34 protein-coding genes are annotated in these 26,212 nt (G+C 64.6%); 8 read left to right on the top strand and 26 right to left on the bottom strand.

What is annotated here, in order from left to right:
- Positions 1-17: 17 nt before the first annotated feature.
- From AC1DYL_RS01315 to AC1DYL_RS01280, 8 genes are all read right to left on the bottom strand, one after another.
- Positions 18-512: a nucleoside deaminase gene (locus AC1DYL_RS01315; RefSeq protein ID WP_477171765.1), complete on the bottom strand. Its 495-nt coding sequence runs from the start codon at positions 510-512 to the stop codon at positions 18-20.
- Complete coding sequence (locus AC1DYL_RS01310; RefSeq protein WP_477148813.1) at positions 509-964, bottom strand: VOC family protein; 456 nt, start codon at positions 962-964, stop codon at positions 509-511. The genes AC1DYL_RS01315 and AC1DYL_RS01310 overlap by 4 nt, the downstream gene beginning before the upstream one ends.
- Positions 957-1,412, bottom strand: a complete 456-nt coding sequence (locus tag AC1DYL_RS01305; RefSeq protein WP_477171764.1) for a molybdenum cofactor biosynthesis protein MoaE — start codon at positions 1,410-1,412, stop codon at positions 957-959. The genes AC1DYL_RS01310 and AC1DYL_RS01305 overlap by 8 nt, the downstream gene beginning before the upstream one ends.
- 2 nt (positions 1,413-1,414) lie before the next feature.
- Positions 1,415-1,666 (bottom strand): MoaD/ThiS family protein, encoded by a 252-nt coding sequence (locus tag AC1DYL_RS01300; protein ID WP_477148815.1) that lies wholly within the window; start codon positions 1,664-1,666, stop codon positions 1,415-1,417.
- Positions 1,663-2,211, bottom strand: a complete 549-nt coding sequence (gene pgsA, locus AC1DYL_RS01295; protein ID WP_477148816.1) for a CDP-diacylglycerol--glycerol-3-phosphate 3-phosphatidyltransferase — start codon at positions 2,209-2,211, stop codon at positions 1,663-1,665. The genes AC1DYL_RS01300 and pgsA overlap by 4 nt, the downstream gene beginning before the upstream one ends.
- A 215-nt stretch (positions 2,212-2,426) precedes the next feature.
- Positions 2,427-3,500, bottom strand: coding sequence for a 3-deoxy-7-phosphoheptulonate synthase (locus tag AC1DYL_RS01290; RefSeq protein WP_477171763.1), 1,074 nt, complete (start codon positions 3,498-3,500; stop codon positions 2,427-2,429).
- A gap of 232 nt (positions 3,501-3,732) precedes the next feature.
- Positions 3,733-4,188 carry a MarR family winged helix-turn-helix transcriptional regulator gene (locus AC1DYL_RS01285; RefSeq protein WP_477148818.1) on the bottom strand — a complete coding sequence of 152 codons (456 nt, stop codon included), beginning with the start codon at positions 4,186-4,188 and terminating at the stop codon, positions 3,733-3,735.
- Between the two features lie 139 nt (positions 4,189-4,327).
- A complete protein-coding gene (locus AC1DYL_RS01280; RefSeq protein ID WP_477171762.1) occupies positions 4,328-5,611 on the bottom strand; it encodes a hypothetical protein in 1,284 nt (427 codons plus the stop codon).
- A gap of 239 nt (positions 5,612-5,850) precedes the next feature.
- Between AC1DYL_RS01280 and AC1DYL_RS01275 the strand changes: the two genes are divergently transcribed.
- Entirely contained in the window at positions 5,851-5,994 is a 144-nt protein-coding gene (locus AC1DYL_RS01275) for a DUF1127 domain-containing protein (RefSeq protein ID WP_477148820.1), read from the top strand.
- Positions 5,995-6,174: 180 nt separating this feature from the next.
- Here AC1DYL_RS01275 and uvrC read toward each other — a convergent pair whose 3' ends face one another.
- Both uvrC and AC1DYL_RS01265 read right to left on the bottom strand, forming a co-directional pair.
- Complete coding sequence (gene uvrC, locus AC1DYL_RS01270) at positions 6,175-8,091, bottom strand: excinuclease ABC subunit UvrC (RefSeq protein ID WP_477171761.1); 1,917 nt, start codon at positions 8,089-8,091, stop codon at positions 6,175-6,177.
- On the bottom strand, positions 8,052-8,870 hold the full coding sequence (locus tag AC1DYL_RS01265) for an SDR family oxidoreductase (RefSeq protein WP_477171760.1): 819 nt from the start codon (positions 8,868-8,870) through the stop codon (positions 8,052-8,054). The genes uvrC and AC1DYL_RS01265 overlap by 40 nt, the downstream gene beginning before the upstream one ends.
- Before the next feature lie 270 nt (positions 8,871-9,140).
- Here AC1DYL_RS01265 and AC1DYL_RS01260 point away from each other — a divergent pair, with 270 nt between their 5' ends.
- From AC1DYL_RS01260 to AC1DYL_RS01250, 3 genes are all read left to right on the top strand, one after another.
- Positions 9,141-9,464 carry a hypothetical protein gene (locus tag AC1DYL_RS01260; RefSeq protein ID WP_055880671.1) on the top strand — a complete coding sequence of 108 codons (324 nt, stop codon included), beginning with the start codon at positions 9,141-9,143 and terminating at the stop codon, positions 9,462-9,464.
- A 72-nt stretch (positions 9,465-9,536) separates the two neighbouring features.
- Entirely contained in the window at positions 9,537-10,484 is a 948-nt protein-coding gene (locus AC1DYL_RS01255; RefSeq protein WP_477171759.1) for a DMT family transporter, read from the top strand.
- A gap of 208 nt (positions 10,485-10,692) precedes the next feature.
- Positions 10,693-11,133, top strand: a complete 441-nt coding sequence (locus tag AC1DYL_RS01250; protein ID WP_477171758.1) for a hypothetical protein — start codon at positions 10,693-10,695, stop codon at positions 11,131-11,133.
- A 77-nt stretch (positions 11,134-11,210) separates the two neighbouring features.
- Here AC1DYL_RS01250 and AC1DYL_RS01245 read toward each other — a convergent pair whose 3' ends face one another.
- The 8 genes from AC1DYL_RS01245 to AC1DYL_RS01210 form a co-directional block, all read right to left on the bottom strand.
- On the bottom strand, positions 11,211-11,432 hold the full coding sequence (locus tag AC1DYL_RS01245; protein WP_477148825.1) for a hypothetical protein: 222 nt from the start codon (positions 11,430-11,432) through the stop codon (positions 11,211-11,213).
- Positions 11,433-11,494: 62 nt separating this feature from the next.
- A complete protein-coding gene (locus AC1DYL_RS01240) occupies positions 11,495-11,911 on the bottom strand; it encodes an SH3 domain-containing protein (protein WP_477171757.1) in 417 nt (138 codons plus the stop codon).
- 150 nt (positions 11,912-12,061) lie between these two features.
- On the bottom strand, positions 12,062-12,520 hold the full coding sequence (locus AC1DYL_RS01235; protein WP_477171756.1) for an SH3 domain-containing protein: 459 nt from the start codon (positions 12,518-12,520) through the stop codon (positions 12,062-12,064).
- A 148-nt stretch (positions 12,521-12,668) separates the two neighbouring features.
- Complete coding sequence (locus AC1DYL_RS01230) at positions 12,669-13,034, bottom strand: SH3 domain-containing protein (protein ID WP_477171755.1); 366 nt, start codon at positions 13,032-13,034, stop codon at positions 12,669-12,671.
- 146 nt (positions 13,035-13,180) lie between these two features.
- Entirely contained in the window at positions 13,181-13,543 is a 363-nt protein-coding gene (locus tag AC1DYL_RS01225) for an SH3 domain-containing protein (protein WP_477148829.1), read from the bottom strand.
- A gap of 153 nt (positions 13,544-13,696) precedes the next feature.
- On the bottom strand, positions 13,697-14,059 hold the full coding sequence (locus AC1DYL_RS01220; RefSeq protein ID WP_477171754.1) for an SH3 domain-containing protein: 363 nt from the start codon (positions 14,057-14,059) through the stop codon (positions 13,697-13,699).
- Between the two features lie 255 nt (positions 14,060-14,314).
- On the bottom strand, positions 14,315-14,620 hold the full coding sequence (locus tag AC1DYL_RS01215) for a hypothetical protein (RefSeq protein ID WP_477171753.1): 306 nt from the start codon (positions 14,618-14,620) through the stop codon (positions 14,315-14,317).
- 98 nt (positions 14,621-14,718) lie between these two features.
- A complete protein-coding gene (locus AC1DYL_RS01210) occupies positions 14,719-15,051 on the bottom strand; it encodes a cupredoxin domain-containing protein (protein ID WP_477171752.1) in 333 nt (110 codons plus the stop codon).
- Positions 15,052-15,226: 175 nt separating this feature from the next.
- Here AC1DYL_RS01210 and AC1DYL_RS01205 point away from each other — a divergent pair, with 175 nt between their 5' ends.
- Entirely contained in the window at positions 15,227-15,424 is a 198-nt protein-coding gene (locus AC1DYL_RS01205; protein ID WP_477171751.1) for a hypothetical protein, read from the top strand.
- 27 nt (positions 15,425-15,451) lie between these two features.
- Here the strand turns inward: AC1DYL_RS01205 and AC1DYL_RS01200 are convergent, their stop codons facing one another.
- From AC1DYL_RS01200 to AC1DYL_RS01180, 5 genes are all read right to left on the bottom strand, one after another.
- On the bottom strand, positions 15,452-15,841 hold the full coding sequence (locus AC1DYL_RS01200) for an SgcJ/EcaC family oxidoreductase (RefSeq protein ID WP_477171750.1): 390 nt from the start codon (positions 15,839-15,841) through the stop codon (positions 15,452-15,454).
- 715 nt (positions 15,842-16,556) lie between these two features.
- On the bottom strand, positions 16,557-17,291 hold the full coding sequence (locus AC1DYL_RS01195; protein ID WP_477171749.1) for a hypothetical protein: 735 nt from the start codon (positions 17,289-17,291) through the stop codon (positions 16,557-16,559).
- A gap of 304 nt (positions 17,292-17,595) precedes the next feature.
- Positions 17,596-19,983: a protein kinase domain-containing protein gene (locus AC1DYL_RS01190; RefSeq protein WP_477171748.1), complete on the bottom strand. Its 2,388-nt coding sequence runs from the start codon at positions 19,981-19,983 to the stop codon at positions 17,596-17,598.
- A 396-nt stretch (positions 19,984-20,379) separates the two neighbouring features.
- Positions 20,380-20,505, bottom strand: a complete 126-nt coding sequence (locus AC1DYL_RS01185) for a hypothetical protein (RefSeq protein WP_477171747.1) — start codon at positions 20,503-20,505, stop codon at positions 20,380-20,382.
- A 144-nt stretch (positions 20,506-20,649) separates the two neighbouring features.
- Positions 20,650-20,991 carry a hypothetical protein gene (locus tag AC1DYL_RS01180; protein WP_477171746.1) on the bottom strand — a complete coding sequence of 114 codons (342 nt, stop codon included), beginning with the start codon at positions 20,989-20,991 and terminating at the stop codon, positions 20,650-20,652.
- A 198-nt stretch (positions 20,992-21,189) separates the two neighbouring features.
- Between AC1DYL_RS01180 and AC1DYL_RS01175 the strand changes: the two genes are divergently transcribed.
- Genes AC1DYL_RS01175 through AC1DYL_RS01165 form a run of 3 tightly spaced genes read left to right on the top strand, consistent with a single transcriptional unit; the run spans position 21,190 to position 22,530 of the window.
- Complete coding sequence (locus AC1DYL_RS01175) at positions 21,190-21,780, top strand: TetR/AcrR family transcriptional regulator (protein ID WP_477171745.1); 591 nt, start codon at positions 21,190-21,192, stop codon at positions 21,778-21,780.
- A 25-nt stretch (positions 21,781-21,805) separates the two neighbouring features.
- Positions 21,806-22,135, top strand: a complete 330-nt coding sequence (locus tag AC1DYL_RS01170) for a nuclear transport factor 2 family protein (RefSeq protein ID WP_477172021.1) — start codon at positions 21,806-21,808, stop codon at positions 22,133-22,135.
- Positions 22,132-22,530, top strand: a complete 399-nt coding sequence (locus AC1DYL_RS01165; protein WP_477171744.1) for a TfoX/Sxy family protein — start codon at positions 22,132-22,134, stop codon at positions 22,528-22,530. Before AC1DYL_RS01170 ends, AC1DYL_RS01165 begins: the two co-directional genes overlap by 4 nt.
- A 48-nt stretch (positions 22,531-22,578) precedes the next feature.
- Here the strand turns inward: AC1DYL_RS01165 and uvrB are convergent, their stop codons facing one another.
- The 3 genes from uvrB to AC1DYL_RS01150 form a co-directional block, all read right to left on the bottom strand.
- Positions 22,579-25,239, bottom strand: coding sequence for an excinuclease ABC subunit UvrB (gene uvrB, locus AC1DYL_RS01160; RefSeq protein WP_477171743.1), 2,661 nt, complete (start codon positions 25,237-25,239; stop codon positions 22,579-22,581).
- A gap of 120 nt (positions 25,240-25,359) precedes the next feature.
- Positions 25,360-25,839 carry an SRPBCC domain-containing protein gene (locus AC1DYL_RS01155; protein ID WP_477171742.1) on the bottom strand — a complete coding sequence of 160 codons (480 nt, stop codon included), beginning with the start codon at positions 25,837-25,839 and terminating at the stop codon, positions 25,360-25,362.
- Positions 25,836-26,168: an ArsR/SmtB family transcription factor gene (locus AC1DYL_RS01150; RefSeq protein ID WP_477171741.1), complete on the bottom strand. Its 333-nt coding sequence runs from the start codon at positions 26,166-26,168 to the stop codon at positions 25,836-25,838. Before AC1DYL_RS01150 ends, AC1DYL_RS01155 begins: the two co-directional genes overlap by 4 nt.
- Positions 26,169-26,212: the final 44 nt, after the last annotated feature.

Raw genomic sequence — 26,212 nt, 5'->3', positions numbered from 1 at the left:
TTTGTTTGGGCCCGTGGCTAGCCCGCCCGGCCGGCCTTCGCGGCCGCCCGGCGATGGTGCAGTTCCCGCAAGCGTGCGCTCAGGCTCGGTTCCGGTCCTTCGACAGGCAGGCCCGGCGCCACGGCGTTGATCGGCAGGGCCGCGACCGGGGAGGCAGATGCTCCGACTTCCGCTCGCCAGTGGCCGAGCTGCTCGGATGAGCCGGCGTAGACGATGCGGCCCAACCCCACCCAGGCATGGGCCGCCGCGCACATCGGGCAGTGCTCCCCGGACGTGTAGACCGTCGCGGTGGCCCGATCCTCGGGGGTCATGTTGGCCGCTGCCCATTTGGCGATGTCGATCTCGGGATGCCGGGTGCCGTCGCCTGTCGATTCCCAATTGTGGTCCTCGAACAGCACACGTCCATCGGCGGAGACCAGCACCGAGCCGAACGGATCGTTGTCGGTTGCGAGCGCCGCTTCGGCAAGATCGACGGCTCGGACGAGGTGTCTCAGGTCGCTATCGCTGATCATTTCGCCTCTTTTCCCCAATCGCGGCCATCCGGGTAGACCGCCGGTCCCTTGAGCTCGAGCTTGTTGCTCCATGGATCGAGCACGTAGAATGAGTTGCCCATGCCGCGGGCGCCGCCGTGCAGGGCCTCGCGCTCGATTTTGACGCCGTGGCTGCTCAGATGGGCGCGCATCTCGTGCTCGTCGAAGGGGCTGAGCGCGATGCAGACATGGTCGACGTTGCGGCCGCCCTTGATCGGCGGAACGGCCGAAGCGGCGCCGGGGTGGGTGATGTCCCACAGGACGATTAGCGCCGCGCCGCACCAGACCTGCTCCATGCCGAGCGTGGGGTAGGAATAGCCGGGCTGGCAGCCGAGCACGTCGGCGTACCATTTGGTCGCCTTGGCGAGGTCGTCGACGATGAAAACAACGTGGTCGATCCCGACGAGCGAGAAGGGCGGGCGGGCTTCAGTCATTCTTCCTCCAACGATCGCGTGCCGCATCGTCTTCTTGTTTTGCTTCGACCCAGCGGTCGCCGTCGGGTGTCGCCTCCTTCTTCCAGAAGGGGGCGTCGGTTTTCAGGTAGTCCATCAGGAACGAGGCGCCGTCGAAGGCGGCCTGCCGGTGCGGGGCGAGGGTCATGACCTGGACGATCGGCTCGCCGACGACGAGGCGGCCGTAGCGATGGATGACCGAGACCTTGATCAGGCCGAAGCGGGTGACGGCCTCGGCGATAGCCTTGCTGATCTGGGCTTCGGCCAGTTCGGGGTAGCTTTCGAGCGTCAGGGTGCTGACGGGATCATCGGGGCGAGAACGGACGAGGCCGGTGAAAGTGACGGCAGCGCCCGCACCGGCTGCGGCTTCAAGGAACGCGTTGGTTTCGGCGCCGGGATCGAAGAGCGCTTCCTGCAGCCGGACCGACATGATCAGCCGCCGGTCATCGGGGGAAAGAGCGCAATGACCTTGGCGTTGGCGATCAGGGCGGTATGCGGGACGATTTCGGTGTCGAGGGCAGCCTTGATCAGGTTCGGCTTTTGCATCGCCAGGTCAGCGGCTTCGTCGCGGCTTCTCAGCCACTGAATCAGGTCACCTACGGTGAGGATCTCTGGCGGCGGCGAGACATCTTCCTCGCCGCGATTCAGCCGTTCGCGGAGCCAGGCGAAATAGCGGATCTTCATAGCTCGGGTCCCGAGAGATGCGGCCAAGTGGAGCGAAGATACTCCCATCCGGTCCAGACCGTGAGTCCGCCGGCGATCCACAGGAACAGATGGCTGATGAAGCCCAGTCCGAGCAGCATCGGGGCGGCAATGATCAGGCCGAGCGCAACGAGTTGGACCGTGGTCTTCCACTTGGCGAGGAAGGTGACTGGGACCGAGATGGAGCGGTTGCCCAGGTACTCGCGGAGGCCGGAGACGAAGATCTCGCGCAGCATGATGGCGATGGCCGGGATCAGGTCCCAGCCGTTGAGATCGCGGGTCCAGGCGAAGGTGATGAGCAGCGCGCCGACCAGCAGCTTGTCGGCGATCGGGTCGAGCATCTTGCCGAGCGCCGAGTTGAGGTTCATCTGCCGGGCGAGGAAGCCGTCGAGCCAGTCGGTCACGGCGGCGGCGATGTAGAGCAGCAGGGCGATCCAGCGCAGCCAATCCCAGCCGGCGACGAGGAACAGGCAGATCACCGGAATCGCCAGGATGCGGCCGATAGTCAGCTGGTTGGGAAGCGTCATCAGTTGCGGCGGAATTTGCATGTCGGAAGAAGACGCTATCGGCGTGGCGGGGTCAAGGAGAGGGTTGAGGGGACGATTGAGCGCTACGGATAGAGACGGCCCCTCCCGGCCTCCCCCATGAAGGGGGAGGTGAAGGGTCGAGGCGGCTGCCAAACACGGGATGCCGCGCCTCCCCCTTGTGGGGAGGATGGGAGGGGGCCGTCTGTCTCAGTGGGCTACGCTACCAACTGGCCGGTGACGCGGCGGCGGGTTTCCACCGCTTCAGCGAGCTTTTCGAGTACCGTGACCGTCGAGTCCCAGTCGATACAGCCGTCGGTGATCGATTGGCCGTAGACCAGTTCCTTGCCGGGGACGAGGTCCTGGCGGCCGGCGACCAGGTTCGACTCAGCCATGACACCGACGATGCGCTTGTCGCCGGCGGCGATCTGCGCGCCGACGTCGGCCAGAACCAAGGGCTGGTTCTCCGGGTTCTTCGACGAGTTGGCGTGGCTGGCGTCGATCATCACAGCAGGGCGGATGCCGGCCTTCTCGGCCTCGAGGCAGGCCGCATTGACGCTCTCGGCGCCGAAGTTCGGCACTTTGCCGCCGCGCAAGATGATGTGGCAGTCGTCATTGCCGGTGGTCGCCGCGATGGCGGAGTGGCCGGACTTGGTCACTGCCAGGAAATGGTGCGGCTGGCTTGCGGATTTCACCGCGTCGAGCGCTATGCGCACATTGCCGTCGGTGCCGTTCTTGAAGCCGACCGGGCAGCTCAGCCCCGAGGCGAGCTCGCGGTGCACCTGGCTCTCGGTGGTGCGCGCCCCGATGGCGCCCCAGGAGACGAGGTCGGCGAAGTATTGAGGGGTGGTCATATCGAGGAATTCGGAGCCGGCGGGCAGGCCGAGATTGTTGATCTCGAGCAGCACCGAACGCGCAAGGCGCAGGCCGTTGTCGATGTCGAAGCTGCCATCGAGGTTGGGGTCGTTGATGAGGCCCTTCCAGCCGACGGTGGTGCGGGGCTTCTCGAAATAGACGCGCATGACGATCTCGAGGCTGCCAGCGAGGCGCTCACGGACCGGGGCGAGGCGGCGGGCGTATTCGAGCGCGGCCTTCGGATCATGGATCGAGCAGGGGCCGACGACGACAGCGAGGCGATCGTCAGTGCCGTGGAGGATGTTGTGGAGCGCGTGGCGAGAGCTCAGCACGGTGCGGGTGGCCGCATCTGTACGCGGGAACTCGCCGATCACCTCTTCGGGCGATCGGAGTTCGCGGATCTGTTTGATGCGCAGGTCGTCGGTGGATTTCAGCATTTCGTCGGCTCCTCGGGGTTCTGGGCACCGGCGACAAAAAAGCCGCCAGGTGATCTGGCGGCTTTTTGGGAAATCTCGGTTTGGTGTTTTACGTCAAACGCGCCCCTTCGGCTGCCAGCGGCTTCCGGTGGTAAAATACCAATACGAATAGGCGGCGCGAAGGTTCATGGGCGGGTTTGTAGCCGAGCTTTTCCGACTTGTCACGAGGGAGCGTTAGTCCGTTCGTCGAATACTATTGCTCTGAGCCGTCCTTTGCGGCCGCCTTGATGGCGGCGAAGACGCGGAGGGTGGCTTCGAAGTCGGATTGGTCGAGGTCGGCAAACACCTGGCGGCGGAGGGTCATGACGTCCTCGTTGACCTTGGCGACGACCTCGCGGCCGCGGGCGGTGAGCGAGACGGCGTTGGCGCGGCGGTCGTTGGGGTCGGGCTCGCGGGTGACGAGGCCGGAGGCCTGCAGCTCGTCGATCAGGCGAACTAGCGAGGCGCCCTCGATGCCGATGGCGTCGGCTAGGGCGTTCTGGCGGACATTCTCGCCGAGGCGGTCGATCCAGATCAGGGGCGCGGAGGCGGCTTCGGAGACGCCGTGCTTGGCGGCGGCGGCGCGCGCCATCTTGCGCCATAGGCGGCCGGCAAGCAGCAGGTCCCGCGTCAGGTCGCGAAGCAGGAGTTTGCGGTCCTCCGTAGGCATCAGATCGTATCCTCGTCTCACGTCGGCGGGGCGACTTGGCGGAGGAACAAGCACAAATGAGTGGTGATGGGCAACACCGGGTTGCGCGTGCCCGCCGTGACGAAACGCCTGTGGGCTACTGACGGTGTGCCGCGGCGGTCTAGTTCCTGAGGACCGGAAAGTAGTCGGCCGCCTGGGGTGCCAGCAATTCGCGGAGTTCGGTGATCGGGGCGGTGTAGACGGTGCCTTCGCAGGCCCCGGCGACATGGGGGAGGTCGCCTACCCGGAACTGGACCATGTCGCCTTGCTCGAAGCTGATGCGGAGGTTGGTGGCGATCACGTCGTCGATGCCGCATTCCTTTTCCCACTCGGCGTCAGCTTCAGTCGTGGTGTGATGGGTGCGGATGAACTCGGCGAGAGCCGCATCGGGTCCCCAGCGGTAGTCGAGCGGATCGTGGCTGGCCTCTTCCTGATCGGCGGTGATCTCTGCGCCCTGATTGAAGACCCAGCCCTTGAAGATGCGGCTCAGGTCGAGGAACTCACCGGTTGCGACATCGAGGTTGTAGTAGCGCGCGTGGTTCTCCGGGTAGGCGCCGCCGCACCACAGGCTGCCGGCTTCGATCCACGTCATGACGCTGGGCGAGAGGTAAGTGACCGTGACGGTCTCGTCTTCGTAGCCGGCAAGGGTGTCGATCGAGTGGGCGCTTATTGGGTCCCAGCCGAGGCCGAGATAGGCGTGGGCCGGGCAGTTCAGCGCGTCGGCGCTCATGGCGAAGTGGTTCGACCGGAGGTGCGCGTTAGTGAGGCTGACGTCGGTGTCGCCGGCCCTGATAACGCGGGGATAGGGGAACATGGTGCGGGGGTCGGTGGCGTAGTGGAAAGCCGAGTCGCCCCAGGTGGTTTCGGCCGAGTATTCGAGTGGCACATCGAGCTTGACCCAGTCATAGGGGTCGGTCTCCGCGGTCAGGCGGGCGTCGGACGCGAAGAAGCCGTAGTAGACACTGGCGAGGCTGTCGGCGGTCAGCGGCGGGTCGTACTCGAACGAGCGGGAGCCAACGGCTTCGAGGCTGATCGGGAGGGTCCTGCCGTTGCCGGCCCAGGTACCGGTGAGGCGGGTGCCGGCGGTTTCGAGGTGCCATTTGGCGCCGAGCCGCGGGGCGGGCGGCGTGTCGTCGGCGGTGTTGTCGCAACTGGTCTCGTCGCAGGACAGTTCCTCGGCGAGATCAAACCGGCCGGGCTCGAAGTTGACCGCATCGAGGGGGATGTCGATGCCCTTGTTCATGTAGGCATAGCGGCCGACGAACAGCTCGTCGGGTTCGGCCGGATTGGACGAGAACTCGACGATGATGGGGAGGGTGCCGAGCGTGCCTTTGTAGGTGATAGCGTCGGCCGGGGCGGGGGTCGCGGCGGTGGTGGCGAGCAATGCGATGAGCGTCAGACGCATGGCAGGTTCGATCCCCAGGCCTCGTTGGCGCCCTGCTAACGCCATGATGGTGAATGGTGTCTGAACAGGTTTCCACCCGGAGATGCCCGGCGCGCGGGCTGGATGGATGAGTCTGAACGGAAACTTAACAGCAGTTAATCGACCATGCGCAACGTGCATAGCTCGGGTGCGAAATACCCTACTGGTTGGGTCGGGTTGGCGGGCATATATCAGCGTCACCAAACAGAAGGGGAAACCAAATGAACATCCGTCAGAAGCTTTCGCAGTTCGCCGCCTACAACCGCACCGTCCGTGAGCTCTCGCAGCTGAGCAACACCCAGCTCCGCGACCTCGGCATCACCCGCGACGACATCAAGGTCGTTGCCCGTACTGCGGTCAACTAAGCAGCGTTCTCAGCGATGAGATGAACGAAGGCGCCCATCGGGCGCCTTTTGTTTTTGGGGGTACGCGAGTTACTTGAGTCGTAACCCGAACGGTCCCCTCTCTGGCGATTTCTAAGACTTGGCGAAGGGCCTAAGAACTCGCTTTCTCCCCCGCATGGGGGAGATGGGGCCGGTGGTTCACTAGCTTCCGTTGAAGTGGTCGTAGATCTGTTGGGCGAGTTGGGTGGAGACGCCCGGGACGGCGGCGAGGTCGGCGAGGGCGGCGCGGCCGACCGCTTTGGCGCTGCCGAAGCGCTGGAGCAGGGCGCGCTTTCTCGTCGGGCCGATGCCTTCGATTTCGTCGAGCGGGTTCTTGATGATGTCCTTCTTGCGCTTGGCGCGGTGGGTGCCGATGGCGAAGCGGTGGGCTTCGTCGCGGAGGCGCTGGACGTAGTAGAGGACAGGATCTCGGTGGGGGAGCATGAAGGCCTCGCGGCCTTCCATGAAGAACTTTTCGCGGCCGGCGTCGCGCTCCTCGCCTTTGGCGATGCCGATGAAGATGACCTCCTTCTGGAGGTTCAACTGGGCGATCACTTCGCGCACTGCATTGAGCTGGCCGGCGCCGCCGTCGATGAAGACGACGTCGGGCCAATCCGGCATGCCGGTGTTTTCGTCCTCGGCCTCGGGCTCGCTCTCGTTGGCGAGGCGGGTGAAGCGGCGGGTCAGCACCTCGCGCATCATGCCGAAATCGTCGCCGGGGGTGATGTCGGTCGAGCGGATGTTGAAGGTGCGATAGTACTTCTTGTTCAGCCCCTCTTCGCCGGCGACGATCATGGCGCCGACGGCGTTGGTGCCGGAGATGTGGGAGTTGTCGTAGACCTCGATGCGGCGCGGCGGCTCGTCGAGGCCGAAGAGGGTGGCGACGCCTTCGAGCAGGGTCTTCTGTGTCGCGCCTTCCGCCAACTGACGGCCGAGTGCCTCGCGGGCATTGTTGAGGGCGTGCTGGACCAGGTCCTTTTTCTCGCCGCGCTGCGGGGTCTGGATCGAGACTTTTGAGCCGGCGCGGGCGGAGAGAGCCTCTTCCATCAGATCCTTCTCGCTGAGTTCGTGCGAGAGCAGGATCTGCTTGGGCGGGGTGCGGTCTTCGTAGAACTGGCTGATGAAGGCCTCGAGCACTTCGGCATCGGAGAGCGAGGCGTCGGCGCGCGGACGGAAGGCGTGGTTGCCCCAGTTCTGGTAGGCGCGGAAGAAGAACACCTGCACGCAGAATTGCCCGGCTTCGTGGCCGATGGCGAAGACGTCGGCCTCCTCGACGGATTTCGAGGCGACGTCGCCTTGCGATTGGACGAGGGCCAGGGCCGAGAGGCGATCGCGGAGCAGGGCGGCGCGCTCGAAATCAAGGGCTTCCGCGGCGACGTTCATGTCGGCCGCGAGGTGGTCCTGGACGGACTTCGACTTGCCGGAGAGGAACTGACGGGCTTCCTCGACCAGTTCGTTGTAGTCGGTGATCGAGATTTCGCCGGTGCAAGGGGCCGAGCAGCGCTTGATCTGGTGCAGCATGCAAGGGCGGGTGCGGGCCTTGTAGAAGCTGTCCGAACAGGTGCGGAGCAGGAATGCGCGCTGCAGCGCGGTGATGGTGCGCTTGACCGCCAATGCCGAGGCGAAGGGGCCGAAATAGTGGCCCTTGATGCGGCGGGAGCCGCGATGCTTCTTCAGCTCGGCGGCTTCGTGCTCGGTGGCGATGAGGATGTAGGGGAAGCTCTTGTCGTCGCGCAGCAGCACGTTGAAGCGGGGCTTCAGGCGCTTGATCAGGTTGGCTTCGAGCAGGAGTGCCTCGGCCTCGGTCTCGGTGCGCACGAACTCCATGTTGACGGTGGCTTCGATCATCCGGCGGATGCGGATATCGAGGCCTTCGGGGCGCGTATAGTTGGTAACGCGCGCCTTGAGGTTGCGCGCCTTGCCGACATAGACGACTTCGCCGGCCGCATCGAACATCCGGTAGACGCCGGGCGACGCGGGCAGGGTCTTGACGAAGCTCTTGATAACTTCGGCGCCGTGCAGCGGAGGAGACGTGTCGGTCATTTGCGCCTCGGGGTCGGTCCGCGGCGGGCCGGCCATTCGATATGCTCACCGCCATCGAGGACGATCATCTGGCCGGTCATCGAATCGAGGCTGAGGATCGCGGCGACGCCGTCGGCGATGCCATCGGGGCCGGCGGCGCGGCCGAGTGGCAGTTCGGTGAGGCGGCGAAGGTGGGCTTCGGACGAGACATGCGGCGGCGGCACCGTGGGCCCGGGGCCGATGGCGTTGACGCGAATGCGGGGGGCGAGCGACTGGGCTAGGGTGCGGGTCATGATCCAAAGCACGGACTTCGACAGGGTGTAGCTGAAGAAGGCCGGCGACAGGTCGAGGACGCGCTCGTCGATGATGTTGATGATGTTGCCGGAGGCGCCCTCGGGAAGCTGGGCGGCGAAATCACGCGACAGGAAGGCCGGTGCCTCGGCGTGGACGGCGAAGTGCGCGTCCCAAAGAGCCTCGTCGAGATCGGCGACGGAATCGCGCTCGAAGCTCGAGGCGTTGTTGACCAGCAGGGTGAGTGGGCCGAAGTGTTTGGCAGCATCGGCGATGAGTGTAGCGCGGCGGGCGCGGTCGGCGAGGTCGGCGCCGATGGTCGCTGCTTTGCCGCCGCCGGCGCGAATGTCGGCGGCCCGGATTTCCGCGGCCACGGCTTCGGCTTTTTCGGCCGATGAGCGGTAGTGGATGATCACGGCCCAGCCGTCGCGGGCGAGGCGGCGCGCGATGGCAGCGCCGACCCGGTCGGCAGCTCCGGTGACGAGCGCAATCTTTGGGGCGACGCGGCTGAGATCGGCCGGGGAATGTTCGGGTGCTGATGTCATGAGTCGAGGCGAAAGATAGGGCTTCGCGTGGCCCGCTTCAATTGATGGCGCTGCGGTGCCGCATCGGCAAGTTGAGGGCAATGATGAGTGACGTACGGCAAGCAAAAACCGCAGGTTTGAACCGCGAGAACTTTGGCCCGGCGAGATTTCCCCCATTCATTCAAGTAGGTGCGCGTTGGTGACTACCGACTCTCCACGATCGGGCGTATCGTCGCAATTGCGAGTTGGGGGCCACTCGGCTTCCAAAAGCTGGATCTGAGGAGCGTCCAAATGGAAGCAATTATTCCGATTCTCGTTCAACTGATTGGCGGCGGCGTGGGGGGTAACGGCATCGCGGCCGTGCTGAAGCAGGTTAATCTCGGGCCGGTGGGCAATACGATCGCGGGCGCGATCGGCGGCTGGCTCGGCACCTGGCTGGCGGGCATGATCCCCGGGCTATCCGGTCTCGTCGGTACGGCTGCGGCGGCGGCCGGTACGGGTGGGATGGACATCGGCGCACTCGCCGGGCAGGGCCTGACCGGTCTGGTCGGTGGTGGTCTCTTGACCACGATCGCCGGGCTGATCAAGAACGCCACGATGAAGAGCAGCAGCTGATTGCTCACTTAGTTCCCGCCTCTTGCCCCGAGCCGCAGGCCCGGGGCATTTGACTTCTGCAGAGTTCGTTCCATGACTGAGCCCACAACCGGGCAACCCCGCCGCCGAGCCGACAATGTCGCGCTCGCTATCGGCCTTACTCTCCTCGCCATCGTGATCTTCGGCGTGCAGGACGCAGTGTCCAAGACGCTGGTGCAGACGCATTCGCCGTTTCAGATCGCCATGCTCCGCTTCTGGGCGTTCGCGGCGTTTTCCCTGGTACTGGTGAGCCGGCAGGGGCCGCTGAAGCAGGCGTTCCGCTCGAAATATCCATGGCTGCAAGGGCTGCGGGCGCTGCTGCTGGTGGTCGATATCTGGACGTTCGCAGTGGCGTTGCGAACCGTACCGCTGGCGGAGCTGCAGGCGATCACGCTGGTTTACCCGCTGCTGGCGACGCTGGTGGCGATCCCGATCCTCGGTGAGCGGGTTGGAGTGTTCCGGATCGTTGCGGTGTTTGCCGGGTTCTGCGGGGCGCTGGTGATCATCCGGCCGGGTGGGTTGCCGATCGACGGCGGGGTGTTGTTCGCGCTGGTGTCGGCGACGAGTTACGCGGTCTACATCGCGCTGACGCGGAAGGTGTCGAGCGTCGATACGACCGCGACCAGCATGGTCTATGTCGGGGTGATCGGACTGGCGCTGACGACCGCGACCGGCGTGTTCTTCTGGCAGCCGATGGATCTGACGGCGACGCTGCAGATGGCGCTGGTGATGGTGACTTCGACGGCCTCGCATGGGCTGATGATGGTGGCGCTGTCGCGGGCACCGGCCAGCACGCTGCAGCCATTCAGCTACTTCTCGCTGCCATGGGGCATTTTCCTCAGCTACCAGGTGTTCGGGCACCTGATCGACCCGATCTCGCTGGTCGGCGCGGCGGTGATCGTCGGCGCCGGGTTGGTGGTGATGGCGCGGGAGCGGCACCTGAGCCAGGTGGGGAGGAAGACTGCGGCGACGGCGGCAGAGGAGGAGACGCCGCCGCATTGAGCGGGCACCTGCCGAGGGGCGCGAGGGCGGCGGCTTGATGCGGCATCGTGGCTCCGGCCACCGACCCATCCTCCCGTCAGAGGGGGAGGTGTCGCTCTGTGGATGTGGCGATTGTCGGGACAAGTTTCCGGGCAACTTCTTGAATCGTCGAACCCCCGGGGACATCTGATGAGCGATGGGCGCTGACGCTCCGGGAAGGGGATTGGCCATGGTTGTGCTGCTGGAAATCGCGCTGGTTTTGGGGCTGATCGGCATTGTCGGCAGCTACTTCTTCCGTGGGCGGCGCGATGCCGAGCGGCAGGAGGTGATCGAGCGGCGGGTCGAGGCCTATATCCAGACGATCCGGCGCGAGGGCGGCGGCTCGGAACTGGCGGCGATGGGTGACCTGGAGCTCAAGGACCTGCTGCTGTCGAGCGCCCGAAATCTCAGGGTGCAGGCGGAGCGCAAGTGGTACATCCTGTTGGGTGGCGGCGCCGCGGCGGTGCTGGCGGCTATTGCGATCGGCACCGAGGAAGGCACGCGCGGCTTCGGCATCGTCCTGTTGGTGGCTGCCGTGGCGCTCTACGGGATCAACGAGTTCCTGGGGCGGCGCATGCGGGAGCCGCTGCTGGCGCGTGGCATCGACGTTGAGCGGCTAAGGGTCGAGTAGAGCCGGGGGACGGCATCTGCAGTCGCCCCCTCCACCACCCTTCGGGTGGTCTCCCTCCCCCGCCACGCGGGGGAGGATCAGAGGCGGCGCATTTTTCCGACCATGAAGACGATCGCGCCGGCGATGACCAGCACGATCGGCGCCAGCACCATGAGCGACAGGATCGTGCCGTCGATGTGGATTGTGCCGTTCTTCTGCAGCTCGGAGAGGCCGAAGCGCTCGATGAAGAAGATGCCCAGGCCCACGCTGGCGAGGGTCGAGGCGAGCTTCACGTAAGGCTTCATCTGCTGCGTAGCCATGGGGCACCGGGCGCTGTGTGGTGCGACCTAGATAGGCCGCGCCACGACGCCCGGCAAGCGGGTCAGTTGCTGAAGCAGAACGACGCGTTGGAGCCGCCGAAACAGGCCTGGCTGCGATAGAATGGGTAGCGGTAGCGATAGCGCGGCCGCTCCAGATAGAAGCCATCATCGAAGTAGTCATCGTCGTAATCGTCGTAGTAGCGATCGTCGTCGTCGTAGCGGTCGGCGTTGAGGAAATTGGCGTTGACCCAGCCATCGGCGCCGCGCTGCTCGATGCGGCACCAGGAGCCCCTGCAGTAGTCGACCTCGACCCGCTGGCCGCGACGCAGCACGTCCACCACCGAGTACCCCGTGCCCGGGCCTGAGCGGACGTTGACGGTGCTTGAGGCATAGGCGCTGGCGGCGCTGGCAGCGGTGATGCCACCGGCCAGGGCAAAGAGGGCGCTGGTGACGCCGAGGGCCAGACGATTGAGGGGCATGAGGGGGCTCCTTTCAGGAGAAATCTTTGTCGTAACTGTCCCCAAACGCGGCGAACCTGCGCCGGGTTTCCTGAACTGAAAATGAACGGCGATCCCGAGGTCGAGGCGGCGGGAGCTGGCATCGACGAGCTATGTGCGGCGCTGCGACGATCAGCGACGGGGGCAGACTTTCGCGTAGTCACCATGGATGCAGATGATGCCGCCGTAGAAATCGTAGCTGCGGTAGCGCTTATGCGGCCGCTCGAGGAAGGAATAGTCGTCGTAGAAGCGTTCGCCGCCATAGTAGCCACCGGCATAGGAGGGGCTCTTGTGATCGACGTTCTCCACGTAGCCGTGCTTGGCGTAGTGGCGCGGGGTGGTGAGATAGTTGGCATCGACCCAGCCGTCCGGACCGGGTTGCCGGATCAGGCACCACGGGCCCTGGCAGTAGTTGATGCGGACCGGCTGACCGGCGCCCAGCACATCGACGACCGGATAGCCACCGCCGGGGCCGACGCGGACGTTGACGGCAGCGGACGCGACGACTCCACCGGCAGCGGCGGGAACGAGGGCGAAGGCGAGGGCGGCAAACGTCGCGGAAAGGCACAGAGCGGCTCGAAGCAGGGACATTTCGGGTTCCTCCCTTGGGTAGAAACTCGCGATCTGGCGGAAAGCTGCGGCGCCAGCTTCGGGTATGTCTAACGGCCGGTAAACGAAAGCGCCCCCGGGGGAGGTCCCGAGAGCGCTTCGGATCGGCCCGACTTGCGTCGGATGAAGATCAGTAGCTGGTGCCGAGGCAGAACTGGGCGTTCTTGCCCTCGACGCAGAAGTTGCTGCCGAAGCCGTAGCCGGGCTTGGTCGGGTAGTAGTCATCATCATCGTAGTAGTCGAAATCGATCACGTTGGCGCGGACCCAACCGTCCGGGCCCGGGATCTGCAGCTTGTACCAGTTGTTCCACTGGCCGATGACCTTGACCTTATCGCCTTCATCGACGTTATTGACCACGACGGAGCCGTTGCTGTGGTTCTTCCGGACGTTGGCGTCGTGATCGACATAGGCCCAGGTGGCGGCCAGGGAGGCGCCGGCGGTTGCAATCACGATGGCGGTGGCGAGGGCTGCAGTCTTGATGCTCTTGATGAACATGATGGGATCCTTTGGAGTCTGTTGCGGCATCGCTGCCTTGTCATGAGGTTTAACAGTGCCAAGCTGAACGCAGCCTGAAACCCCCTGACAGAAACGCGCCCCCGGAAACCGGGGGCGCGCTGCATGGACCCGATGGTCCGTGGGGCTTAGTACCCGCCGCTCAGGCAGAACGAGGCGTTCTGGCCGTTGATGCAGAACGAGCTGCCGTAGCCATAGCCGTAGCCGGGGAACGGGCCCGGGAACGGACCGGGGTTGAAATCGAGCACGCCGGACTTCACCCAGCCATCCTGGCCCGGGATCTGGATCTTGTACCAGTTGTTCCACTGGCCGATGATCTTGACCTTCTGGCCTTCCTGGACCCAGTTGACGGTCTGGGAAGCCAGCTGGTGATGCTTCTTCACCTTGGCGTTGTTGTCGACCCAGGCGTACTGGGCAGCCATCGAAACGCCGGCGGTGGCGACGACGACGAGGGTGGCGAGGGCGGCGGTCTTCAGAGCGCGGAAAGACATCTTCGGTTTCCTTCGTTTTTCAGGGTTGGCATCACTGCCTTGACCGTGAAGTTAGAAGGAAGTGCCTGAACCGAAGCTGAAACCCTTGTTTAGGTAGAATTATTTGGCGCCGTCAGCGCAATTCGTTCATCTTTGTGGCGGGCCGCAAACGCCTCACCGGCAGAACAAGCTGCCCTCACAGCGATCGAGCGGATCGAGCGGATCGAAGCCGAGGAACCTGTGCGGGGTGACCTCGAGCTTGGCGCCGGAGCCGACGAGGTAGGAGCCGCGGACCCAGCCGCCGGGTTCGCCGTCGGCATCGAGGAACAGGCACCAGTTGGACTCACGGGTGCAGCGCAGCAGCTGGACCCGGGCGCCCTTTTCGAGCGTGCCGATGGTGCGGTAGCCGGCGCCGGGGCCGCTGCGCACCGGAATATCGGCCGAGGCGCGGGCCGTGCCGCGCGAGGCGGCCTGGGCGGGCATGGCCACCAGGCTGGCGGCGAGCAGGCTGAGGGCGAGAAGGGCGGTGCGCATCATGGGCGGGCTCCGGATGGCCTTGTTGTTCTTGTTGAGGATCAGCAACGCCGGAAAGCGGGCTAAATCGCGGCACACTCATAGAACTGCTGCGTGCAGGAGCCAAGACTGCCGGGGGGTAGGGGGTAGGGTGGTGAAGGCATGGATGCTCTCGGGATGGGTCGAACGTCGGGAGAGTATCCGACGGCGGTGCGACGGGAATAAGAGGTTGCTGCGGGACGGCCGAAGGCGTGCGCCGCTGAAGGCCATCGCCGAGCCTCAGTACGGGATGGGGCGCTTGCGCTTGATTTCGGCGATGCGGTCGGCGTCGGCCTCGGCGCTGAGGTAGCGGCCGCGCTCGAGGATTTCGAGCGTGTATTCGCGGTAGGTGAGGCCGAGGGCGTCGGCGCGGCGGGCGCGCATCACGGCGATGTCGTAGGGCACGTCGTTGAAGGCCTTTTCGCTGGCGGCCTTCCACTCGAAGTAATTGCCGATGCCATTTGCGCCCCAGGGACGCGGAGAGTCGTCGAGCGGCGGGCCGCCGTTCGAGCGCGGATCGGGTGCGGGGCGTTCATCGTCGAGCATTGCGCAATGATCGGCGGCGGCGCCCGGGCAGTCAACGGAGTGGAGTTGATGGCTGGGATGAAGATTTCGAATGGTTGCGCGGTGCGGCGACGAGCCGGTTACTTCGCGGTCACGGTTCCCTTCATCGAGGGGTGGATCTTGCAGATGTAGGCGTGTGCCCCGGCCGCGGCGACCGTGACGGTGGCGCTCTCGCCGGTCGATAGGCGGCCGGTGTCGAAGGCGCCGTCCTTGGCTGTGGCGGTGTGCGGGGCGCTGTCGTTGTTGACGAAGGTGATGGTGTCGCCCGCGGCGACGGTGAGCTTGGCGGGGGAGAACTTGTGCCCCGCTATGGTGACGGTGTGCCCGGCTGCGTCGGCGGGCAGGGCGCCGAGGGCGAGCCCGCCCAGCACCAGGGGCAGGGACAGGGCGGCGACGACGAACGGGTTGCGCATGCGGGCCTCCTCTCTGGATGAGCGCCGAAGGCTAGGAGCCGGCGGGCGGCGACGCAATGCGGAGTCACGGAGTGGTGAAGGCCGGAGCGGCGGGCGCAAAATCCGGTGCAGGGGAGTGGACTCGGCAATGGCCTCATGTCTAGAACGAAACGAGAACATATGCCGGAGACGCGCCATGCCCAGACACACGATTGCCCTCAACGGCCGCACCACGCGGCACCCGAAATTCACCCAGGACGAGGTGGAAGCGCTGCTGCAGAAGGGGTTTCGCTTCGCCATCTATCATCCCGAAGGCGAGGAGTTCCGGCTGAGCCTGCCGCTGCAGACGATCGAGGACCGGACGCATGGGACGCTGACGATCGAGCAGGGGTGAGGGGGCGCCTCAGTTGAGCGGCAGCGGTCAGCTTGGGCGGGGCGGGAAGAATTTTGGGTGGGCCTCGAGCACCAGCCAGCGGTTGCCGACCTTTTTCATCACCTGGACGACATGGCCCTTGAGCGGGGCGCCGCCGGGGCCGGTGACTTCGATGCCGCCCTGCCAGATGGCGAGATCGGGGGTCAGCAGCCGCACCGTGCCGCGCTGCTGGTGAATGGCGGCGCCGGCCATCGGCCCCTCGAACAGCTTCTTGTAGGCGGCGGCGAGCTCGGCGCGGCCGCGCTGCTGATCGCCGAAGGCGCCGACACGAACCCCGTCCTCGGTGAAGAAGGCGGCAGCGCGCTGCGGATCGGCGAGGTTCCAGGCCGCCGTGAACGCCTCGACTTCGGCGATGATCGCGTCTTCTGCAGTGCCCATCGGCGCCTCCCGGCGAGGCGATGGCTGAGGGTTTCGCCTCGATCGAGTGGAGGGTAGCGCGGAAGCGTGGGCGGGGGAAGGACGTGCCGGAGCGCCCGACGGCCGTGGGCCTCGGGGGATGCGGGCAGGGGGACGGGGCCGGCGAGGCTTTGCCTCGGGCGGTAGTCCGCAATGCTAGTGCGAGGCATCGCCTCGCCGGCCGATCGGGGTTTTGGGCTTATCTCCGGCGGGCTTCGGGACATCCCGATGCCGCATCGCCTGACCTCGGCTCCGAGCCTGCCGATCCAGATCCTCGGGGCAAGCCCCGGACGTTTCCAGACAGACCGGTCCGGGCTCCCGTGTGACCGGGCGCCTGGCCATCGGCAGGTCCGTCACAGGACCCGCCCGGCGTTTGCTGGCGGCTTGGCTGTGGTGCAGCCCGGCCGGCCGGATTTGGGCCTGGAGCACGGCGACCCGCACTCCACCCGATCCCCACCCGCGCATCGTTCGTTCGCGATTCCGTCCCGGCGCGAGCAGGTGAGGGGAGGGTAATGGGGGCGGCGGGAGCGGGGATAAGTTTTGTTTGTGGCTACTGAACCGAGCTGGGGATGGGCTGGTGCGGGAAACGTACCCCCCACCCTGTCCCTCCCCCGCAAGGGGGGAGGAGACGCTCACACCTGCAAGAGTGCCGTTAGTGGACGCGATTAAGCCAACCGCTCCGGCCGTCGGTGCCGACTCAGGTCCGCGGGGCTGCCGGGAGGGTGCGGCGGACGGTTTGGCGGACGAGGCGGACCTGGCGGCGGCGGTTGTCATAGCGGGTGGTACTGGTGGGCGTCGGAGGCGGTTCGGGTGGCTTGGCGGCGGCTGCTTCCGGGTCGTCCTCGGGGTTGGGGCGTTGCAGGTTGGGTGGGAGCGGGGTCTTGCTGTGGCCGGCGAGGCGGAGCAGGTGGGTGCGGATGATTTCTGCGGTCATCAGGTTGAGGTCGCTGATCTCGCCATCGAGGCTGGTGAGGGCGCGGGGGCCGAGCCAGCGGGGGTCGGGGTTGCCGAAGGCGTCGCACACGGCCCAGGCGTCGCCGCCGGTGAGCGGGTTGTGGCCGTAGTAGCGCTCGCGAAAACCGGCGACGGCGCGGGCCAGCTGGCGCATGCCGAGCGCGAGGGCGTGGAGCAGCATGGGCGGGGCGAAGACGAGGCCGATGTGGCCGGCGCCGGGCTCGCCGCGCAGCAGCCGCTGGGCCTCGCGCAGCAGCCGGGCGGCGAGCGCGATCACCGCCGGATCGGCGGCAAGGCCCGAGGATTTCATGGTGAGGGCCCAGAGCTCATCGGCGAGCGCGCTGATGTGGGGCGCGATGACGAGATAGAGCGCGGCCTTGTCGTGCGTGGTGTGCGGGATGGTTTCGCGGGCCGGGCGGTGGAGATGGGGCACGGGGCCGGTGTCGTGGTGCGGCGGATCGATGGGGGGAAGGCGCATCGGGGGTTCCTGCTGTGGTGGGACAACAGCGGAGTATGCGGGAGGGTGAGGGGGCGGGGATAAGGGGGGGTGCGGGTCGCGGGTGCTAGCGGCTTCTGCCGTTTACGGGAGCGACGTCGTGGCTTCAGGCTAGAGCGGCGAGACCACCGCTCCAACCCACCATCTTCCGGCGTACACCGTTCGTGTGACCCCGTCCCGTGCGGAAGACGGGCGAGAGTCGTCTGGGAGGAGAGCGCCGGGACAAGGGGGAGATTTTTGTGACGTGATGGGATGTTCACGCGCGGAGGGCCCCTGGATCAGGCGCTTATCCTTGTTCACGGAGCGGTCGCATAGCGCTTTCCACCACCGCAGCTACCTCCCGCGCGGACGAAATCGTCCTTGGGAGACTAAGATTGGCAATAAAGGACAAAAACCCGGATCGCACCGTGGCGTTCTCAATTTTGGCCCCGTCTCGTTGAAAACCCTTCTCAAGTTCCGTTCGGCAGGAGCGAAGCATCTCATCACGGCGCTTATAGGCAGCACCTCCGGGGTCCTGGAACGTTACGCTGAGGGAAGTTCTTCCAGTAGCGATATCGGCTTCAACCTGAACCTGAAATCCACCTGGAAGCATCAACGCGCCTTTGTCTGCAATATCGTCCCACTCATACTGCCAGGCATTTCTCGCGAGCTGCGCCACTATTTCCTCGGCGAATACATCGGAAGTAACCTGAGTGGACGATGTCATTGCCTCAGCGATCCTAAAAAGCCGGTGAGCGAGGCTGCTGAACTCAAGCCGATCGGAGTGGCTGACGGCGGTTGCCTCACAGATTGTTCTCGCCATTCTCATAGGTAAGCAGGTCCAACTGCCGATATATGACACTCTCACGGCGCGATTGACGGCATCCGTCCAACCGTCAGCCATCGGCATATTCGGGATGGGATGCCTTCCGGCGAACAACGCGAAGAGGGTCATGCCTAGTCCATAGCTATCAACCTTGGCCGAACGTGCGTTCCCCAGCTGTTGGCTATCAGTCTGCTCTGGTGCCAAGTATCCAAAATCGTCTCTAGATTCGAACACTACATCCTTCTCGCTGGACCCCTTGTGCCACGACATGTCAAAATCAAGTACCACGAGGTCAGCGTAAGTCTTGTCGGTGTAATCATATCCAGAAACAATTACGTTGGATGGCTTGATATCGCGATGAAGAACCATCTCTGGCAATTTGTGGCATGAATCTACGATTACAGAAATATCCCGCCCAATCGCGGCCTTCGTCAGCCACGGCATGTTTGCAACCTCAGAAAACAATTCCTCAAGACTGTTTCCTGGTACAAGTTCCATCACTATTGTGGGCGGCATCTCGTACGCTGCTATTATCTTTGCGATGCCAGCAACCGACCTATCAGTCAGAATTCGCATCGATCTGCTGCCGCGGCGAAAGCCGCCAAGCATCTCCCTGGCATTAAGAATGTTGTCGTGCATGACCTTGATGGCAACATCCGCGCCTGTTGCAGATTTTGCAGCATACACCGTGCCGAAGTTTCCGCTGCCGAGTTCCGGAAACTGCAGCTTATAGTCGAAGAAATATGCATTGTGCCCGCTGCGGTGCCTGTAGAACGCACGAGTAAAGATAGGAAAATTGTATTCGTCGCAGAACTCCACGAATCGATCGTAGAGCGCGTCCCCGTGCAGGCCATCTAGCGATTTCCACAGTAAGTCGGACAGTGATTTTCGCACCTCGTCGGGAGGGAGAAGGGCGATCTCGTCCGGCGTCTTTTGCTGCAGCGTTGGGTTGAATGCCTTTGGGGGTGCGATGGTGGGGGGAGGTATATCGTCCAGAGACCTGAAGCCTCGAACATTCGCGACGAAGGTGCCTATCGCTGCTTCGTGCTCGGCCTGAGTCGTTGCAGTGTAACGAATTAGCTGAACGTGATTGTCTGCGGCCCATCGGGTAGTTTTCGCATCGCTACGATTGGTAAACCAGAATAGGCGGTGCGGCTCTAGTCCGGCCTGGCGAAGCCTAAGGAGGGGCGCCGACAGTGCAATGTCATCTGCGCTGACACCAACTAGCAGTACGGTGTTGTCCATGTATAGCGACGACAAAAATAAGCTGTGAGCGACGTTGGATGTTAAATTGGTCAATTCGTCCTGATCAAGAACCCACGTCGAACTGTCAATGACATGGCCATGAAGATGAACCAGAAATGGCGATTCTTCTTTAAGGACATTCCATTTATACTGCAGTTCTGTGCCATTTATTGTAGGAATTGGCCTTCCAGGATATGCTGAGGCGATTGCAGTGCTTGAAATTCGGTCAAGGTTGAGCGTAACCAGACCCTTCGGCTTCAGAGCCAGGAGGGCCGCGTATGCAGGAGGTACTTTTAGGTCCGGAGGATCGAGCTCTTGGCGGACCAGCTCGTTGAATGTGGCCGGGCTGAGCAATTTCTTGGCAGATTTGAAGAAAATCCAGTAGTCATCTGTCTTTACGGCCTCCTTAAAGGCAAACGCATCGTATTCGACGCCATTTGCTTCAAGTGAAGATTGGTAGTTGTTAAGTTGTATTTGTAGGTCGGCTCGTAGGCGCTTCCAATCTGGTAATCCAGCAGGAGCACTCAGACCCGACCCAGCCACCAATACAAGTGGTGCAATTCGTTCGCTGACCGCGCGACGAAATAGCTGGTATTGGGGTTCGTTTAGAAAGTTACCCGGCATGGTGCCATCTTCTCAAATCGCGACGCAGCAAGTGGTAGCCGCAAAGGAGCCTTGGGCGCAACAGAAGGAGTACGCAGGTATCGCGACCCTAGGAACTGAGGCTAGGTCAGGGGAGGAACAGCCAAGGGGTGGTTTAAGACTGGCAGTGCCTGCGGTGAATAAAACGATCGCCGTCACTCGTGTAGGATCGGCCCGGTACCTGCCTGTCACCAGTGCTCGATAGTGTTGCAGGCTCGTTGGACGGCATGTTGCGGCCAAGGTCATAGAGACTCGCCTTCCTGCCACGCCTGCTGCTGTGGCTGCACTGGGAGGGATTTGGTCCTGACTGAGAAAAACTTCGCTCGGATCTCTCAGCCACGGCCCGATGTGACATGGGTAATTGCCGGCTCAGACCCCCTAATAATTCGGCTGGAACCGCGTCCGCCATTGCCCGTTCGGCTCCAGCCAGACCGTGTGGTGGGCGTTGTACATGTTGGGCTCGCCGGCTTCGATGGTGCGCATGGTGAGCTGGCAGACCAGCATGGTGGCGGTGGCCTTGATGGCGCGCGACTTGGTGAGCTTCCGTGCCTGACGCTCCCCCCCTTCCTAGCTTCGCTACGGCTGGCGCCTGGCTGCGCTACCAGCCATTCAAGCGTGGCTCTCCAGGCCGGCGCCGGCCGCGTCCGGTCAGTCGTAGACGGGGTTTTTGTTGACGCCGCCGTCGAAACCGGTCCCGGCGTTGCAGGGCCTGGCGTGGACGCGGCAGTAGGTGAGGGCGCCGTTCGCTTTGCAGCTCCGGCCGTGCTCCTCGGCGTTGGTCCACTCGGCGAAGTACATGCCGTAGGCGTCTTCGGTGTGGATGCGCCAGTTTATCTTTGCCTTGTTGAAGGCGATGGCGGCGGTGGGGCCGCGCCCCACGCCGTCCATCGGCCCATAGCAGGTCTTGAGCGCGGCGTTCGCGGGCATGGCGATCGAGAGCAGCACGCTGGCGAGCAGAGCGGCTGTTCCAAGGCGTTGCAGGGAGATCATCAGATGGTCCTCCTTGGTGGATCAGCTTTTCGCGAGCCGTCGACAGCGGGGTCATCCGGATCGCTGGAGGGTGTGAGGGTAGCGAAGCGGGGGTGAATGGGGGGTGACGTGGGTGTTCAGGGGGCGGGGAGGGCGGCTTGACAGGCTATTCTTGATCGTTCATTTTAGAATGATCAATCAAGAATGGTGGTTGCGAGCATGGGGCGGTCCCGGGAGTATGACGAGGACGCGGTGCTGGCCGGCGCGATGGGGGCGTTCCGGCGCCGCGGCTATGGCGGGGTTTCGATCAAGGAGCTGGAACAGGCGACGGGGCTGAAGGGCGGCAGCATCTATCACGGCTATGGCGACAAGGCCGGGCTGTTTGACGCTGCGTTTGCCCACTACAACCGGGCGGTGCTCGGCGGCCGCATCGCGCAATATGCCCCGGAAGCGGCGGGGCTCGGCGGGGTCAGGAAGCTGTTCCTGACGCTGCTGCACGAGGCCAATGGCGAAGCGTTCGGGTGCCTCATCACCAATGCGGCCATCGAGTTCGGCGGGAACGGGATGGGGCATCCCGGCGTCGCCGAAGGGCTGCGCATTCTCTCGGACACGTTCACCGATCGACTGGCCAGCGCGCATGGCGCCGGGTTGTTGGCGAGCGGCGTGAAACCGGCGACCGCGAGCGCGAAACTGCTGGCGCTCTATCAGGGCATTCTCGTCCTGGTGCGCGCCGGCTCGGACAAGGCGGCGCTGACTGCCATGATCAATGATGAATTCGACAACCTGGAAGGTAAGCCGCATGACGCCTGAAACTCTCTGGAGGCGCTAAGCCGCGATCTGGTCGCTCGACGCCGAGGCGCGGGGGAGCGAGCTGGCCGCATGCCTTGCCGAGGACGTGACCTATTGTGACCCGAACGGGCTGATCGAGGGGCAGGCGGCGCTCTCGGCCTATATGGGCGGTTTCCAGCAGAGCGCGCCGGGCGGGGCGTTCCACATCCGCACCGTGCTGCACCATCACGGCCGCAGCATCTCGCACTGGACGCTGCAGGGGCCGGATGGCGCGGCGCTTCAGACCGGCACCAGCTTCAGCACGCTGGCCGAGGACGGCAAGTTCCAGGCGATCAGCGGGTTCTTTCACTCATCCGGCGGAGACGAGCTGCGGTGAGCCCGGGATCGGCGCAGGAGCGGGCGCTCGAGCTGGCCGGGCAGCTGGTTGGCATCGGTCCGGTCGAGGTCGGCCGGTTCTTCGGCGGCGCCGGGCTCAAATGCGAGGGGGTGCAGTTCGGGTTTGTGATGAAGGGGACGTTGTATCTGCGGGTGGATGACGAGACGCGCCCGGCATTCGAGGCGCTGGACGCGACGGCGTTTACCTATGGCGGGCGATCGGGGACTGTGACGGTCGCGAGTTATTACGCGCTGCCGGAGGAGATCGCCGATGATCCGGATGAGCTCGTGCGGTGGGCCGAGCGGGCGTATGGGGTCGCGAGGGCGGCGAGGCGGTCGGTGAGGGGGCGGCGCGGGAAGCTCCTCCCTTCCCAGCTTCGCGACGGCTGCGCCTAGCTGCGCTACCCTCCCCACTAGGGGGAGGGTGAAGGAAGGGGGCCGGCGCTAGTCCGCGGGGTTGGCGTCGAGGGCGTCGAGTTCCATTTCGCGGAGGCGTTTGACTTCGTCGCGGAGGCGAGCGGCTTTTTCGAATTCGAGGTTGGTGGCGGCTTCGCGCATCTCGCGTTCGAGGTCCTTGATGACCGCGGCGAGGTTTGCCCCGACCTGGATCTTTTCCTTGCCGTCCTTGCCCTTGCCGATCGAGACGGTGACGTGGTCCTGCTCGTAGATCGAGTCGACGATCTCCTTGATGTTCGACTTGACCGATTGCGGGGTGATGCCGTTGGCGACGTTGTAGGCGGTCTGCTTTTCGCGGCGGCGGTTGGTTTCGGCCATGGCGCGTTCCATGGAGCCGGTGATGTTGTCGGCGTAGAGGATGACCTTGCCGTCGACGTTGCGCGCGGCGCGGCCGATGGTCTGGATCAGCGAGGTCTCGGAGCGGAGGAACCCTTCCTTGTCGGCATCGAGGATGGCGACGAGCGCGCATTCGGGGATGTCGAGGCCTTCGCGCAGCAGGTTGATGCCGACGAGGACGTCGAAGGCGCCGAGGCGGAGGTCGCGGATGATCTCGATGCGCTCGATGGTGTCGATGTCGGAGTGCATGTAGCGGACGCGGATGCCCTGCTCGTGCATGTATTCGGTGAGATCCTCGGCCATGCGCTTGGTGAGCACGGTGACGAGGGTGCGGTAGCCGGCCTTCGCCACCTGGCGGATCTCGTCGACGACGTCGTCGACCTGGGTCTTGGCGGGGCGGATCTCGACCGGAGGATCGATGAGGCCGGTGGGGCGGATGACCTGCTCGGCGAAGACGCCGCCGGCCTGCTCCATTTCCCAGGCGCCGGGGGTGGCGGAGACGTAGACGGTCTGGGGGCGCATGGCGTTCCACTCCTCGAAGCGGAGCGGGCGGTTGTCCATGGCGGAGGGCAGGCGGAAGCCGTATTCGGCGAGGGTGGCCTTGCGGCGCAGGTCGCCGCGATACATGGCGCCAAGCTGGCCGACGGTGACGTGGGACTCGTCGATGAAGACGAGGGCGTTGTCGGGCAGGTACTCGAACAGGGTCGGGGGCGGCTCGCCGGGCTTGCGGCCGGAGAAGTAGCGCGAATAGTTCTCGATGCCGGCGCAGGAGCCGGTGGCTTCCATCATCTCGAGATCGAACAGGGTGCGCTGTTCGAGGCGCTGGGCCTCGAGGAAGCGGCCGGCGCCGTTGAGCTCCTGCAGGCGGGCGGCGAGTTCCTTGCGGATCTCCTTGATGGCGCCGGTGAGGGTGGCGCGCGGCGTGACGTAGTGGCTGTTGGCGAAGATGCGGATGGAGAGCAGGTCGGAGCTCTTCTTGCCGGTGAGCGGGTCGAACTCGGCAATCGACTCGATCTCGTTGCCGAACAGGGTGATACGCCAGGCTGCGTCTTCATAGTGGGCGGGGAACAGCTCGACGGTGTCGCCGCGGACGCGAAAAGTGCCGCGGACGAAGCCGGTGTCGCCGCGCTTGTATTGCAGCTGGGTGAGGGAGCGGAGCAGTTCCTGGTGGTCGACCTTCTGGCCCTTCCTGAGGTCGAAGGTCATGGCGGTGTAGTCTTCGACCGAGCCGATACCGTAGATGCAGGAGACCGAGGCGACGATGATGACGTCGTCGCGTTCGAGCAGGGCGCGTGTCGCCGAGTGGCGCATGCGGTCGATCTGCTCGTTGATGGTCGATTCCTTCTCGATATAGGTGTCGGTGCGCGGGACGTAGGCCTCGGGCTGGTAGTAGTCGTAGTAGGAGACGAAGTACTCGACGGCGTTGTCGGGGAAGAACGACTTCATCTCGCCATAGAGCTGGGCGGCCAGCGTCTTGTTGGGGGCGAGGATGAGGGCGGGGCGCTGGGTGCGCATGATGGTCTGCGCGGCGGTGAAGGTCTTGCCGGAGCCGGTGACGCCGAGCAGCACCTGGTCGGTTTCACCGTTGTTCACGCCTTCGACGAGGTCGGCGATGGCGGTGGGCTGGTCGCCGCGGGGCTCGTAGCTGGTGACGAGCTTGAACGGCACGCCGCCTTCGGATTTGTCGCGCGGGGCGGGGCGGTGGGGCTTCCACTCCTTGTTGCCTTCGACCTCCTTGCGGCCGTGGAGGATGATGTCCTCGAGGGCCTTCACGGTGGCGGAGATGCCGACGGTCTGGGCGCCGGCCAGCGACTGGCCGGGCATGTTCTTGGCTTTGACCTTCTTCTTGGAGGTCTCCAGCGCCTCGCGCAGCTGCTCCATGACCTCGGGGTCTTTGGCGGCCTGGCGGGAGATGTCGCGAGCGGTGACGCGGGAAGAGTCTTCGTTTCGCGCGCTACGCGCCGCTGGGGAGGGCAGATGGCCGAAGCCGGCCTGGTCGGACTCGCCCATGCCGCCGAAATCCGGGCGATCGACGGAGTTGGCCTTCGATTTGGGGGCCTTGAGCTGCATGCCGGTGGCGGCAGAGCGTGCGGTCTTCTTTAGCTTGGGCTCGAGTGGCTGGGGGACGAGCGGCTGGATGCCCGTGCCACTGGCTTCTGCGGCGCGGCGGGCAGCATTGTCGAGGGCACGCTTGTTCTTCAGCCGCTCCTGGGGGAGGCGCTTGTTGAGGCGCTCATCCTCCGCCTTCTCGATCTCGCCGAGGAAGTCGTCGATGGAGAATTCGGTGGTGGCGGGCTTCTTCTGCGAGGGCATGGCGATCTCGTACAGCTGGCGTCGGCAGCGAGCACCATAGATAGGTGCGCTGTCAGACTCTGTCAGTAGCGGCGTGGGGAGACGCTAGCACGAGAGGAACGTAATGGGAACGGGTGCGGGTCAGCTGAGTGGCGTTTCGACGAACTTTGCCAACTGCCCGATGACGGTGCCCCAGCCGTCGTAGAAGCCGAGTTCGGCGTGCTTGTCGCGGTGGGCGCGGTCGCTGTGCATGACACGGGCGCTGTACTGGGTGCCGCCGTCGACGGCGTGCAGCGCGATTTCCGCCGTGATGAAGCTGCTGGGGGCGGGGCGCCAGCCGCCGAGCAGAGCGTCGGTGAAGATGAGGCGCTGCTGCGGTTCGACGAGAAGGAAGCAGCCGTTCATGTGCGGCGCGAAGGGCTGGCCGGCTTCGCTGATTTCGGTGACCAGCGGGCCGCCGGGGACCACCTCGAAGCGGACGGCGCGGCACTTGGCGGGCTCCGGAACCCACCATTGCTCGAACTTGCGGGGCTGGGTCCAAGCCTCCCAGATCGCGGATTTTGGCGCGCGGATGAAGCGCTCGATGGTGAGGTCGCGTTCCGGATCGATCGGTTCAGTCACGGCTGCTGTTCCCTGGTGACGAAGGCTTCGAGGCGATCGGTGCGCTCGCCCCACAGCTTGCGCTGGTCGCTCAGCCAGTCCTCGATTGCGTCGAAGGTTGCCTTCTCGATGGTGCAGGTGCGGACCCGGCCGGACTTGGAGGTGCGGATCAGACCGCTCTGCTCGAGGGCGGTGATGTGCTTCATGAACGAGGGCAAGGCCATATCGAATGGTTGCGCCAGTTCGCCCACGCCGGCTGAGCCAGAGCCCAGGCGTCGCAGGATGGCTCGCCGCGTCGGATCGGCGAGGGCCTGGAAGATGCCGTTCAGTTGCTCGGTGTCTGCGTGCATTTCCGACGCCTAGCACCGGGGTATGCTTAGTGCAATGGCTAAGT

Source organism: Devosia sp. P1_H9 (assembly GCF_056405135.1).
This window is presented reverse-complemented; position numbering and strand designations above follow the sequence as displayed.